Source organism: Coriobacteriia bacterium (genome assembly GCA_031292615.1).
GTDB lineage: Bacteria > Actinomycetota > Coriobacteriia > Anaerosomatales > JAAXUF01 > JARLGT01.
Genome location: JARLGT010000099.1, coordinates 1 through 11572, shown reverse-complemented (window position 1 = coordinate 11572; position 11572 = coordinate 1). Strand labels below are relative to the sequence as shown.

11 protein-coding genes are annotated in these 11572 nt (G+C 65.9%); 6 read left to right on the top strand and 5 right to left on the bottom strand.

Annotated elements, in window-relative coordinates; genetic code table 11:
• From P4L93_08930 to P4L93_08910, 5 genes are all read left to right on the top strand, one after another.
• Positions 1–320 (top strand): macrolide ABC transporter permease/ATP-binding protein MacB (locus P4L93_08930; protein ID MDR3687063.1); only part of this gene is annotated, 320 nt, incomplete at its 5' end.
• Positions 321–328: 8 nt separating this feature from the next.
• Positions 329–2731, top strand: coding sequence for an ABC transporter permease (locus P4L93_08925; protein MDR3687062.1), 2403 nt, complete (start codon positions 329–331; stop codon positions 2729–2731).
• Between the two features lie 123 nt (positions 2732–2854).
• Positions 2855–3481: a helix-turn-helix transcriptional regulator gene (locus P4L93_08920; protein ID MDR3687061.1), complete on the top strand. Its 627-nt coding sequence runs from the start codon at positions 2855–2857 to the stop codon at positions 3479–3481.
• Positions 3393–3920, top strand: a complete 528-nt coding sequence (locus P4L93_08915) for a GyrI-like domain-containing protein (protein MDR3687060.1) — start codon at positions 3393–3395, stop codon at positions 3918–3920. Before P4L93_08920 ends, P4L93_08915 begins: the two co-directional genes overlap by 89 nt.
• Before the next feature lie 139 nt (positions 3921–4059).
• Positions 4060–5166, top strand: a complete 1107-nt coding sequence (locus P4L93_08910) for a pyridoxal-phosphate dependent enzyme (protein ID MDR3687059.1) — start codon at positions 4060–4062, stop codon at positions 5164–5166.
• Between the two features lie 55 nt (positions 5167–5221).
• On the opposite strand, the gene P4L93_08905 is transcribed toward P4L93_08910, so the two are convergent.
• The 4 genes from P4L93_08905 to P4L93_08890 all read right to left on the bottom strand — a co-directional run bounded on the left by P4L93_08905 (position 5222) and on the right by P4L93_08890 (position 9164).
• Complete coding sequence (locus tag P4L93_08905; GenBank protein MDR3687058.1) at positions 5222–5683, bottom strand: hydrogenase maturation protease; 462 nt, start codon at positions 5681–5683, stop codon at positions 5222–5224.
• Positions 5684–5695: 12 nt separating this feature from the next.
• Positions 5696–6385, bottom strand: coding sequence for a cytochrome b/b6 domain-containing protein (locus P4L93_08900; GenBank protein ID MDR3687057.1), 690 nt, complete (start codon positions 6383–6385; stop codon positions 5696–5698).
• Positions 6386–6465: 80 nt separating this feature from the next.
• Positions 6466–8037, bottom strand: a complete 1572-nt coding sequence (locus P4L93_08895; protein ID MDR3687056.1) for a nickel-dependent hydrogenase large subunit — start codon at positions 8035–8037, stop codon at positions 6466–6468.
• Positions 8034–9164, bottom strand: a complete 1131-nt coding sequence (locus P4L93_08890; GenBank protein ID MDR3687055.1) for a hydrogenase small subunit — start codon at positions 9162–9164, stop codon at positions 8034–8036. Before P4L93_08890 ends, P4L93_08895 begins: the two co-directional genes overlap by 4 nt.
• Before the next feature lie 119 nt (positions 9165–9283).
• Between P4L93_08890 and P4L93_08885 the strand changes: the two genes are divergently transcribed.
• Complete coding sequence (locus P4L93_08885) at positions 9284–10309, top strand: beta-eliminating lyase-related protein (GenBank protein MDR3687054.1); 1026 nt, start codon at positions 9284–9286, stop codon at positions 10307–10309.
• A 51-nt stretch (positions 10310–10360) separates the two neighbouring features.
• Here P4L93_08885 and P4L93_08880 read toward each other — a convergent pair.
• The coding region (locus tag P4L93_08880; protein ID MDR3687053.1) for a PQQ-dependent sugar dehydrogenase at positions 10361–11572 on the bottom strand (1212 nt) is incomplete at its 5' end.

Below are 11572 nucleotides of genomic sequence, written 5' to 3'. Positions count from 1 at the left end.
GCGTCGCCATCGCACGCGCACTGGCCAACGACCCGCCGATCATCGCGGCCGACGAGCCCACCGGCAACCTCGACTCAAAGACCGCCGACGCCGTCTTCAGCCTCATGGAGTGCCTCGTCGACGAGGGCAAGACCATCATCATGGTGACGCACGACAACGACATCGCCTCCCGCGTGCGCCGCAGCCTGCACGTCTCGGACGGCGAGATCGTCGAGGAGCGCCTCAACCGCATGTCCGTCGAGCTCGCCGAGGACTTGGCCGAGGAGTCGCACGCCGAGCCCGCGGGCGCGTACTACGCCGACGTCGACGCCGAGGACTGACGGCGTCCATGGCGGTCCCGCCGCGCTGGCGGAAGGTCGGGCGTGACCTCACCAGCCACAAGATGCGCACGCTCCTTGTGGTGCTCTCCATCGCGGTGGGCATCTTCGCCGTGGGCGTGGTCATGGGTGGCCGAGGAGTGCTCACCCGGGAGTTCGACACCGACTATCTCTCGTCCGCCGCGCCATCGGCCCAGTTCGCGACCAGCGACTTCGACGCCTCACTCCTGCGCCGCATAGCCTCCAGGCACGACGTGATCGCCACTGAGGCCCGCCGAGATGTCGGAGTGCGCTACACCGACGAGTCCGTGCCTAGCAGCTCTACCGCCGGCTGGCAGACCGCCGACGTGTGGGCGCTTCCCGACTTCGGCAGCATCCGTGTGGAGAAGCTCTCGCCGGAAGAGGCGACCACCTGGCCGCCGGGCCCTGGCGAGATCGTGCTCGAGAAGAGCGCCCTGCAGGTGCAGCAGTTCTCGATCGGCGAGACCATCACGGTCGAGACCGAGGACAAGAACCGGTCCGAGCTGCGCATCGTCGGTTTCGCTCACGACATCAACGCAGTTCCGACTCAGTTCTCGGACACCGTGGTCGGCTACACGTCGATGGGCACGCTGGACCAGCTCAAGGTTCCCGACAAGTACAACTACCTCGCGATCTCGCTCGACCCAGCACTGTCGCAGGCGGCAGCAAGCCGGATCGCGGTCGACATCCGCGACCGAGATATGTCCGCGGCCGGAGTCACGGTCACGAAGCTCACGGTGCCCAAGCCCGGCAGCCACTTCCTTGGCGACATCTTCAAGGCGGTATCGCTGCTGCTGCTGGCACTTGGCGTCCTGTCGTTGGCGCTCTCTGGATTCCTCGTGGTCACGACCGTCTCGGCGATCATGGCGCAGCAGATCAGGCAGATCGGCATCATGAAGGCGGTGGGCGGGCGAGCGTCGCAGGTCACGCGGATGTACCTCGCGATGGTGACGATCTACGGCCTGTTGGCGGTGCTCGTGGGCGTGCCTCTTTCGCTTTGGGCCGGGCGGTGGTTCATCTCTTACGCTGCAGGCGTGCTGAACTTCCGCGTCATCGACTGGCAGCCACCGGCCTACGTCATTGCGTTGGAGGTTGCAGTCGGAGTACTCGTGCCGCTTGCGGCCGCGATTGTGCCCATCACTCGCGGGGCACGCACGAGCGTGGTCTCGGCGATCAGCGCAACGGGGATCTCCCCCAACTTCGGTCACGGGCTGATTGACCGCATCCTCGGTCTCGTGCGCGGATTGCCTCGGCCGGTTGCGCTGTCGCTTCGCAACACGTTCCTTCGCAAGGGCCGGCTCGCCCTCACGTTGACCACGCTGATCCTCGCATCGGCCGTGGTCATGGCGGTGCTCACGGTGCGCGCCTCCACGTTGCAAACAGTCGACAACATCGCTAGCTTCTGGTCCTACGACGCGCAGGTCTTCTTGGCGCGCCCCGAGCCTGGCGCGACCCTTGAGCGCGAGGCGCGCAAGATCGCAGGCGTCACCGACACCGAGACTCGCGTCGAGGCGAGCGCCAGCATGAAGCGCCAAGACGGCACCGAGCTGCAGGGCATCTACGCGGTGGGGTTGCCGGCGGAGAGCCGCTTCGTGAATCCGACCATCACCGCCGGGCGCTGGCTTCAGGCCGGCGACACGCACTCGATCGTAGTCAACGCCGACGTGATCAAGGACCAGCCCAACCTCTCGGTCGGCGACACGGTGCGCCTGAAGATGCGAGACGCCGAGTCGGACTGGAAGATCGTCGGCATCGCGAGCGGTCAGATGCGCGGCTCGATCATCTTCTTCGACCGCGACGCGCTGGACTCGGCGATCGACGCGGGCGGCGGCGTCACTCGGCTGGTGGTCAAGACGGTCGACCACTCGGCGGACTCGCAACAAGAAGTGGCAACGGCGCTCGAGAAGAAGCTCGACAAGGACGGCTATGCCGCGTCGGGAAGCGAGACGCAGGCGGCCAACAAAGAGACGATCGCCAACCAGCTGGGCATCCTCGTGACGTTCCTCGTCATCATGGCGGCGATTCTGTCGACGGTCGGCATCATCGGGCTGACCGGCACTATGACCATCAACGTGCTCGAGTCGACACGGGAGATCGGCGTCATGCGCTCGATTGGTGCTTCGCACCGTTCGATCTTCGGCATCTTCATCACCGAGGGCGTCGTGATCGCGCTGATGGCGTGGGGCGCGGGTGCGCTGCTGTCGTACCCGCTCTCGGTGTGGCTCGTCAGCGCTCTGGGCGGGGCCATGGGGCTTCCTCTGGCGTTCCACTTTTCGTGGGCCGGCGTCGGGCTGTGGCTAGTGATGGTGGTGGCGATCTCAGTGCTGGCGAGCCTGCTGCCAGCCTGGAACGCCTCGCGCGTCAGTGTTCGCGACGCCATCTCGTACGAGTAGCGACATCGTGCGGCGAGAGGGCGTGGGACTCCTCGGACCGTTGGGTATTCTACTAATAGAATAGTACGCTGGATGGGCTGAGCGGTTGCTCATCAGGGCCTTGCGCGAAGGAGTCGCACTACCATGACCGATGCCGAACTCGCAGTCTTAAGCCTTGTGGTCGAGCGCCCGCGCCACGGCTACGACATCGAGCGGCTCATCGTGGCGCGCGGAATGCGCGAATGGACCGACGTCGGCTTCAGCTCGATCTACTACCTGCTCGGCAAGATGGAGAAGGCGGGGCTGGTCGAGGCGCGCGCCGACGAACCGGGAGAGCGCGGGCCGTCGCGCAAGGTGTATGCGCCCACGGGCGCTGGGTTCTCGGCGTGGGAGGCGGCGAGCCTGCACGCGCTGTCGGTGCCGGCGATGCGCTCGCCGTTCTCGCTGGCGCTCTCCAACCTGCCCGGGCTGTCGCCCGACGACGCGCTCGCGGCGCTTTGCGAGTACCGCGCCCAGCTTGCAGAGCGGCTCTCCGGAATGAAGGCCAAGCGCGACTCGCAAGAGCTGCTGGATTGGTTTGTGACCGAGCTCTTCGACTACAGCGAGCAGATGCTCGGCGCCGAGGTGAGGTGGGTCGACGGGCTGATCGGCAGAATGGAACGACGGGGGGAAGGTGGCAACGATGCCCAAGCTCAAGCCCAACCAGCCGCAGATCGTCGAGATGCCTGCGGTGACGATGGCGGTGGTGCACACGGTGGGCGACCCGAGTGACGTGGCGCCGGGCGTGTTTCCGGCGCTCTACGGAGCGGGTTACGGGCTCAAGTTTGCGCTCAAGAAGGCTGGCGGCCCCGAGTTCAAGGTGACCGCGCCTCGCGCGCGCTGGTACGGCGGCCCGGACTGGATGAACGTGCCTCGCGACAAGTGGGAGGCGGCGTGGGGCCTGGTGATTCCCGATGGCACGACCGAAGTCCCGCAGAGGATCCCGGAGACGCCCGTGGTGGTCGAAAGCTGGGAGTATGGCACCGTCGCCGAGGTGCTCTTCATCGGCGCGTATGCCGATGAGGCTCCGACCATCCAACTCCTTCACGACTTCATTGCCGAGCAGGGCTACGAGATTGCCGGCCCGCACGAGGAGGAGTACCAGTCGCGCCCGGAGGCCAAGAACCCCAAGACGGTCATCCGCTATCAGGTGCGTAAGCGCGAGGCATAGGAGAGCGTGCGAGGCGGGCGAGGGCGTTGCGGCTCCGTGCGGACGCTGACGCAACGTGGTCGTGCCTAGGCGTCGCCGCGCGCATAGTGCTTCGCGTAACATGGCAGCGGCTGAACCGCCCACATGAGGAGATCGCGCTATGACGCAAGGCCCTCTGGCCCTATTCGAGCGCTACCCAGGCACGGCCTCCCTGCCGCTGGCCGGAATCGCAGTGCTGCCCACGCCAATCGAGTGGCCAGAGGCCCAGTGGTTCGAGACCGAGCCGATCGGTCCGGTGTGGGTCAAGCGCGACGACCTCACCAACCCTCTGTACGGCGGAAACAAGGTGCGCAAGCTCGACTTCCTGCTGGGCGACGCGCTGGCCAAGGGCGTCAAGACGGTTCTGACGTTTGGCGCCTACGGCAGCAACCATGCACTCGCCACGGCCGTGTACGCCCGCCAAGTGGGCCTCGAGCCGCACGTCGTGCTCTCGCCGCAAGAGCTCGGACCGTACGCGCCCGCGACGTTGCTCGCACATGCGGGTCTCGGCACGGTGCTGCATCTCACCGACGGCTGGGACGGCAAACGCGCTGCGGTGGCTGCCATCCGCGAGCTTGCGACTCGCGACGGGATCGAGCCCTACATCATCCCGATGGGCGGCAGCAACGCTCTCGGGTCGATCGGCTACGTGAACGCCGCACTCGAGGTCGCCGAGCAGGCCCGGACCGCGATCCTGCGCCTCGTGCAGCCTGACATCATCTACGCGGCGGCCGGAACGCTCGGCACGACGATCGGTCTGGCGATCGGCTTTGCGGCCGGCGGCGTGAGCACGCGCGTCGAGGCCATCCGCGTCACCCCACCGGAGGTCGCCAGCGAACAGACGGCCCGGCTGCTCGCCGCCACCACCGTTGCGCAGCTCAGGATGCTCGACGAGAGCTTCCCGGCGCTGGAGTTCGAAGATCTCGCCTTCACGCTACGCGATGAGTTCTTCGAGCCGGGCTATGGCGTCGTGACGCCGCAGACGCGCGAGGCGCTTACGCTCGCCGAGCAGGCCGGGATCAAGCTCGAGACGACGTACACCGGCAAGGCGTTCTCGGCGATGCTCGAGGACGCGCGCGCGGGACGTCTGCGACCCGACGAGCAGGTCCTGTTCTGGGAGACGTACTCCTCGGCGCCGATGCCCGCGCCCGGGCCGATCGAGGCGTTGCCGCGGGTGCTGCGCGACTACATCGCTGCGTGCGAGCAGGAGTTCGGGCCGACCCGCTAGGCCACGAGCACGGGGCTGTGCGGAGGCGCGGGTGCGACGCGTGTCGCCACAAGCGCTAGAGCGGCAGGAGCGCCAAGCGCTGGGCTTCCTCGGCTACCATGTCGGCGACTTCGGGGACGGCCGCCTCGACCGCGGGTGTGAGGGTGTCGAAGCCACACGTGATGTCGCCGATCTGCACGGCGAAGACGAGCACGCTCGGGCGTGCCCCTTTCAGGCCGGCCGCCATGATGATGCTGGGCAGCGACAGCCCATGGCTCGTGTGCGAGCGCAGTTCCAAGATGCCGGCATCCTCTGGCCGGAAGCGGTAGACGGAGCCTGGCGTGTCGCCCGCGGCGATCGCGTCAACCACCACCACGCTATCGGCGCCCATGAAGTAGTGCGAGAGCGCCATCCCAGCCGTCCCCCCGGAAACGACCTCGATGTCGGGGCCAAGATCGCGAAGGCTGAGCGCCTCGGCGACCCTGACCCCGACACCGTCGTCACCCATGAGCGTATTGCCCATGCCTATGACACACACTTTGGCCAACTGCTAGGCCTTCTGGCCTGCGGTGTCGGCTGCCTTGTCGGCCGGATAATCGCCGACGACTCTCCGACCACGGGGAACGGTGCGGAACAGCATGATAGCGGCTTGTCCCGGCTCCTCAACGATCACGAGGTACAAGTGAATCATGAAGAACACGATGAGCACCCACATGGTCAGGTAGTGCATGAGTCGAACTCCGTTCAGTCCGCCGAAGATGTTGGCGAACCAGCTCATCGCGCTCGCCGTAGGCAGGAACATCGCGAAGCCCGAGAGCGCCATGACCACGATGCCGAGCGGGAAGAGCACCGCGTACGTCAGCTTCTGTAGCGAGCCATACTTCACGGTGCGCGGCTTGGTCTTGCGCAGGAACAGGTAGTACGCGATCCAGCTGGGCGTGGATTTCACGTCATCCATGGTCAGGCCGAAGAAGCGCCAGTCGCGGTGACGGGTGAGCCCTCCCAGCGCCGCTGAGCCAGCGCCGAAGAACGCCCAGTAGATGCGCACGATCGTCGTGAGGATGAAGACGTACATCGTGATGAAGTGAACCTGACTGACGGCGCCAAGCGGGCCGAACCAGTCGGCGTGGGCATGGATCTGGAGCCCCGTCCCGATCAGCACGAAGAAGGCGAGCAGGTGCGCCCAGTGCATAAGCACGGCCGGCCAGGGATGTTCGAGCCGTGTGAACTTGTGCGACATGCTTGCACCTCCTCCTAACGGACCTTGAACTCGTAGATACGGTTATGTTCCGGTTCAATCACGTGAACCGCACAAGCCATTCAAGGATCGAAGGTGTGCACGGTCCGCAAGATCTCGAGCGGCTGCGTGGGGTCGGCCACAGGAGTGCCGACAAGGGCTTCCTCCACCGGACCGCGAACACCCATGTCGTCACGAGGCGCGAGGTTCCAGTTGCTCGCCGGGACCGCTGCGTACTTCACGGTCTTGCCGCCTTTGACGCGGCAGTAGTGCGACAGTGCGCCACGCGGAGCGTCGTAGCCCGAGATGCCTTCCCCCTCTGCCATCAGGTTGGGCTCGGTGAAACAGGTCGTGTCGCCGGCCTTGATGTTGGCGAGAAGGTCCATGCCCCACTGGGCGGCGTAGTCGCAGTTGATGCGAGCCTTGACAACGCGCGCCGCAACGCGGCCGAGGTTGGAGACGAGAACCTCGGGCTTGCCAGTCATGCCGATAGCCGCCAGAACCTCGTCGACGTACTTGACGACGTCCTTCTGGCCGCTGACGTAGGCTACGAGTATCTCGGCCAGCGGACCGACTTCCATCGGTACGTCCTTGCCGGCCGGGCTCGGGTAGCGAGCCGCGCGGGTCCAGTCGTACTTGCCGGTGGGGAAGTCGGGGCCGTCGATGGGCGGGTAGCCGTCGAACTTGATGGCCTTCTGGCCAACGTCGAACGGCTTCTGGCCCTTGCCCATGTCGTCCTCGTAGTAGCTGTGCTGCGTATAGAGACGGGCCTCGGCGGGGTCGACTTTCTCGACCTTGAGCTGGCCGCCAAAGATGCCACCACGCGGGAAGAGTCGGTTCTCGGGGAGCTGGCCCTTCTCATCGAGCAATCCCCACGTCAGGAAGTTGCCCACGCCTTTGCCGAAGGTGGCGAGCTCGGGATAGGCGCCGGCGACGGCGAGCAGGTCGGGCCACATGACGTTCTCAGTGAACTCCTTCACGATGCCCATGCGATCGAGGTAGTAGTTCACGTCAGGCTCGTTGGGCAGCTGCGTGATGCCGCCTGCAGCCATCGTCATGATCATCGGGAACTTGCCTGCGATCACGGCACACGCCTGGTTCGCTGCCTGCTGCGCGTCGATCGCCTGCAGGTAGTGGGCCGTGAGTGTGAGGTTGGCCTCGGGCGAAAGCACGTAGCCCGGATGACCCCAGTAGTGGTTGGACAGGAAGTTGACCTCGCCGGAGGTTGCCTGCGCCTTGACCTGTGCCTGGATGGCCATCAGCTCCGGATCAGTGGTCTTGGCGTTGAGGATGTCCGGCACGTTGACGTAGTCAAACGCGTTGAGGATGTAGAACCACAGAATCGAGTCGTAGCCCAACTGCGTGGCATCGAGCATGTTGCGCACGAGTCGCGCGTTGTCGGGGACGGTGGCCACGCCCATGGCCCGCTCCGCGGCGGTCGCCGAGTTCAAGGCGTGCGGGTTGGGGCAGACGCCGCAGATGCGCTGCGCGTAGTGCCACGTGTCACGCGGATCGATGTTCTCCATGAAGATCTCGAATCCACGGAACAGCGTGCATGTGTTCCAAGCGTCCTTGACCTTGCCGTTCTCTACCTCGACGGTGATGCGGAGGTGACCTTCGATACGGGTGATCGGGTCGATGACGACTTTGGTCATTTCTGGTCACCGTCCTTCTTCTCGGCCTGCGGGTGGCTCTCTCCATTGCCGTTAGGGCCGCCCTTGAAGAGTCGACCGCTCACGGTCTGGCCTACAAGGTGCGCCGCAAGGCCGACTCCGGTCACGGCCGCCAGACCCAGACCGATGTTCTGCGCCGAGACGCCTTGGATTGCAGGAACCGGGATGTTGGGGAGCGGCTCGCGCAGCGGGCTGAAGTCGTTCCAGAAGTTATCTTCCGAGCAACCCGTGCAAGGGCCTGCATGGATGCACCACGAGGTGCGCCCGTTCCAGCGGTTGATCGCGCAGGGCGCGTAGGTCGCGGGACCCTTGCAGCCGACCTTGTAGAAGCACCAGCGCTTCTGCGAGCCTTCGTCTCCGAACTGCTCGACGAACTCGCCGGCCTCGAAGTGCGCGCGACGCTCGCACGTGTCGTGAATGGTCTGACCGTAGAGAAACAGCGGGCGCCCGGCGTGGTCCAGATCGGGCAGCTTGCCCATGACGATGATGTAGATCAGGGTCGCGACCAGGTCGTCACCGTGACCGGGACAACGCGGCAAGTTGACGACCTGGGCATTCGGGATTCCGCCCGGTCCACGAAGCCACGCTCCAACGCCCATGGCCCCAGTCGGGTTGGGGACGTGCGCTTGGACGTTGCCGAAGCACGCACACGAGCCGATGGCGATGACGCCCTTGGCCTTGGGGTAGAACTCCTTGGCGATGTCGCCTGCGTACTTGCCGCCGATGGCAATCGATCCCGGGATCTTCTCCGGGATCGAACCCTCGATGACCCAGTACGCGCCTTGGTCGAACGCTTGATTGAACGACTTCTCGGCGTCGAAGCCGGCAGGGGCCATTGCGGCCTCGTTGTAGGCGAGCGAAATCTGCTGCAAGATCAGCTGCGCCGGTGTCGGCGCCGTCGCCTGGAGCAACGCAATCGTGCAGCCTAGGCACTCTTGGAAGTCCGACCAGACCACGATGGGGAACTTCGTGGCGGCTTCAATCGCCTCGGCGACCTTGGTCGCGCCGAGCGGGCCCGCTCCTATAAGCGCAGCCAAGAAACTGCTGTACTTCAAGAAGTCGCGGCGGCTGAGTCCGCGTACTGGGCTAGGTCGTTCATTGTCGGGCATGATGCCTCCTCTCTAAAGGGCGCTGAACGCGGGGATGGCCTCCCCTTGCTATATCCTCTACCCAGCAGAGAACTATTTGGGACTTTGCAGTTACCATATACTTCCTATAAGGAGCAGCTATGCAGACGTGGCGCGGGTTCGGCAGCGACAACCACTCGGGCGTGCACCCCGAGGTGCTTGCAGCCATCGCCGAGGCCAATGCTGGCCACGCGCACGCCTACGGCGACGACCCGTGGACCGCGCGCGCCATCGCCGCGATTCGGGGTCAAGTGGGGTCCGACGCCCAGGTCGCGCTGGTGTGGAACGGCACCGGCGCCAACGTTGTGGGGCTCTCGGCGCTATGTCGGCCTTGGGAGAGCGTGCTGTGTGCCTCATCGGCGCACATCAACACCGACGAGTGCGCGGCTCCTGAGCACATCGCAAACGTGAAACTCGTTCCCGTCGACACGCCCGACGGTAAACTCACTCCGGATCTGGTCGCGCCGCAGCTGACCGGATTCGGATTCGAGCACCACGCACAGCCTCGCGTGATCTCGGTCTCGCAGGCGAGCGAACTCGGCACCGTCTACACGGCCGACGAGCTGCGCGCCTTGTCCGAGGTCGCTCACGGGCACGGGATGATGCTGCACGTCGACGGTGCGCGCCTCGCCAACGCGGCGGTTGGGCTCGGCTGCTCGCTCGCTGCGATCTCGAGCGAGGCAGGCGTCGACGCGCTGTCGTTCGGCGGGACCAAGAACGGGATGCTCGCCGGCGAGGCTGTCGTGCTCTTCGGGCAAGAGGTCACCGACGACCTGCCGTTCATGCGCAAGCAGTCGGGGCAGCTCGCGAGCAAGATGCGCTTTGTGGGCGCGCAGTTCGTCGCGATGTACGAGGGCGACCTGTGGCAGCGCTGCGCGGCCAACGCCAACACGATGGCCGCTCGGCTGGCCGAGGGTGCGATCGCGCGCGGCGTGGACGTCGTGCACGAGGTGATCGCAAACGAGGTGTTCGCGCTGCTACCTAACGAACGCATGGCCGAACTCGTGGCTCGCCATCACTTCTACACGTGGCAGGCGGATGCGGCGCCGGGCTTGTCGCTGGCGCGCTGGGTGACGTCGTGGGACACGACCGCGGAGGACGTCGACGGGCTGCTCGGCGACCTGTAGGCGAGTTCGGGGACCGATGGCCGTCGCGATGTGAGCCGGTTGTTCGCTTCGCTAACGCGCTTGCGCCGTCACGGCGAAGATCGAGCCTCGGTAGTCGACCACGTACAGTTCGCCAGCATCGTCGACTCCGAAGCTCGATGGCTGGCCGACTCCCGTGAGCAGCGTCCGTGTTTGGGGCGATGCCAGCGCCGAACCGTCGGGAGCGGTCGTGCGCAGCGCGGCGACCCAGCCCTTCACGTAGTCCGCGAACAGGTACGTTCCAACGAGCGCCGGGTACTTGGCGCCTCGGTAGACGTAGCCTCCCGTGATCGCTTCGCCGTACGGGTGTGGGTAGTCGTAGATGGGGAACACGAAGCCGGACCTGCTCGCCGTGCTGCCGGGTGGATACGGGTGGTTGCCCTCCCACACGTGCCAGCCGAAGTTCTGCCCGCCCACGCGGGCCTTCTCGACGTCGATCTCCTCCCACAAGTCCTGGCCGACGTCGCCGATCCACAGCGCGCCGCTGCTTGCGTCGAAGGAGAAGCGCCAAGGGTTGCGCAGACCGATCGCAAACACCTCCGGCGCCCATCTGGGGTGCATAGGCTGTCCCGCGGGAATCGCGTAACCCAACGAGCCGCTCGCGTGCTCCGGATCGATTCGCAACAGCTTGCCGAGCAGCACGTTGGGGTTCTGCGCTCGGTTGCCGGGGTCGCCGGCGCTGCCGCCGTCGCCCATCCCGATATAGAGGTAGCCGTCGGGGCCGAACTGCAGGCAGCCCCCCTTGTGGTTTGGGTACGGCGGCTGGTTGATGCGCAGGATGGGCGTCAGCGAGTTGAGATGCGGTCGATCGCTTGCCGGATCGCGCACGACGCACCGAGCGATGATCGTGTCGCCATTCAGGTCGACGAAGTCGACATAGAAGGTGCCGTTGGTCGCGTAGCTCGGCGAAAACGCCAAGCCCAGCAACCCGCGCTCGCCGCCGTAGGTGACTTCGCGGCTCACGTCGAGAAACGTCCCGCTTGCGACCTTCCCATCGTGGATCACTCGGATCCAGCCCGGCTGTTCGACGACGAAGAGCCGACCTGAGCCGTCGTGGGCGCTAGTGATGTAGACGGGTGCGGTGAAGCCGGTCCAGCGCCTCACCAGCGCCACGTGCAGGTGCGCGAGGTCGGCGGGCTGCGTGGCGGGTCGCGTCGCCTCGGTCGCGCCGCCGCCGTGGGGCGTGCTGGTTGGGGGCACCGCGCTGGTCGTGGCTGGCGGAGTCGCGCCGGGGCTGCTCGGCGC

Bases quoted from the DNA above. Each gene is read 5' to 3' on its own strand.
- P4L93_08920 (MDR3687061.1), top strand. From the start codon at position 2,855: ATGACCGATGCCGAACTCGCAGTCTTAAGCCTTGTGGTCGAGCGCCCG.
- P4L93_08910 (MDR3687059.1), top strand. From the start codon at position 4,060: ATGACGCAAGGCCCTCTGGCCCTATTCGAGCGCTACCCAGGCACGGCC.
- P4L93_08925 (MDR3687062.1), top strand. From the start codon at position 329: ATGGCGGTCCCGCCGCGCTGGCGGAAGGTCGGGCGTGACCTCACCAGC.
- P4L93_08890 (MDR3687055.1), bottom strand. From the start codon at position 9,164: ATGCCCGACAATGAACGACCTAGCCCAGTACGCGGACTCAGCCGCCGC.
- P4L93_08900 (MDR3687057.1), bottom strand. From the start codon at position 6,385: ATGTCGCACAAGTTCACACGGCTCGAACATCCCTGGCCGGCCGTGCTT.
- P4L93_08895 (MDR3687056.1), bottom strand. From the start codon at position 8,037: ATGACCAAAGTCGTCATCGACCCGATCACCCGTATCGAAGGTCACCTC.
- P4L93_08885 (MDR3687054.1), top strand. From the start codon at position 9,284: ATGCAGACGTGGCGCGGGTTCGGCAGCGACAACCACTCGGGCGTGCAC.
- P4L93_08915 (MDR3687060.1), top strand. From the start codon at position 3,393: ATGCCCAAGCTCAAGCCCAACCAGCCGCAGATCGTCGAGATGCCTGCG.